1 protein-coding gene is annotated in these 999 nt (G+C 66.4%); it reads right to left on the minus strand.

The genetic code is table 11. The annotated features are described in order from the left end of the window. Positions 1–139 precede the first annotated feature (139 nt). A partial coding sequence (locus DBR22_RS20515) for an ATP-dependent DNA ligase (RefSeq protein ID WP_258229349.1) occupies positions 140–999 on the minus strand: 860 nt, incomplete at its 5' end.

The raw sequence follows: 999 nt of genomic DNA on the forward strand, positions 1-999 counted from the left end.
CCACACCGGCCTCTCCCCCGGAGAGGACGGCATCGAACGGTTCCTCCACAACACTGGCTGACAGTAGCCGAGAGCCGCCTGCACCCAGCTGCCCGGGCAATCCGGCATTCCGGCATTCCGGCATTCCGACCAACTCGTACTACGGCTGCCCTGTCTGGAGGACCGATCCGAGATCGAAGTTAACAGGTTCCTCCAGCTGGGCGTAGGTGCAGGATTCGGGGTCGCGGTCCGGCCGCCACCGGTTGAATTGGGCTGTGTGGCGGAACCTCTCGCCCTCCATATGGTCGTACCTGACCTCCACCACCAGCTCGGGCCGCAGCGGAACAAAGGACAGGTCCTTCCCGGCGCTCCAGCGGCTTCCCTCGGCCTTCCGGGGCGTCCGTTCACCTTCCTCCTGTTTCGCCCAGGCCCAGGGATGGTCGTCGAAGTCGGTGACCAGCGGCTGCAGCTGCTCGAAAAGCTCCTGACGGCGTTTCATCGGGAAGGCGCCGATCACCCCCACGCTGGCCAGGGCGCCGTCGTCCTTGTACAACCCGAGCAGCAGCGAGCCGATCGCGTCCGGACCGCTCTTATGCACCCGGTAGCCGGCCACCACGCAGTCGGCAGTGCGTTCATGCTTGATCTTGAACATCACACGCTTGTCGGGCTGATAGCTGCCGGCCACAGGCTTGGCCACGATCCCGTCCAGGCCCGCCCCCTCGAACTGCTGGAACCACTGTTCGGCGAGTGCCTTGTCCCGGGTCGCGGCGGTGAGATGGACCGGTGCCTTGCTGCCGGCGAGTGCCTCCTCCAGTGCCGCTCGGCGCTCCGCGAAGGGCCGGCCAGTGTAGTCGTCGTCGCCCAAGGCAAGCAGGTCGAACGCTACAAATTTGGCGGGGGTCTGCTCCGCCAGCAGTTTGACCCGGCTGGCCGCCGGGTGGATCCGCTGCTGGAGCGCATCGAAATCCAGCCGATCCCCGGAGGCGCCCACCAGGACAATCTCGCCGTCCACCACACAGC

The sequence above is a fragment of the Arthrobacter sp. HMWF013 genome (assembly GCF_003061105.1).
In the GTDB taxonomy this organism is placed as follows: domain Bacteria; phylum Actinomycetota; class Actinomycetes; order Actinomycetales; family Micrococcaceae; genus Arthrobacter.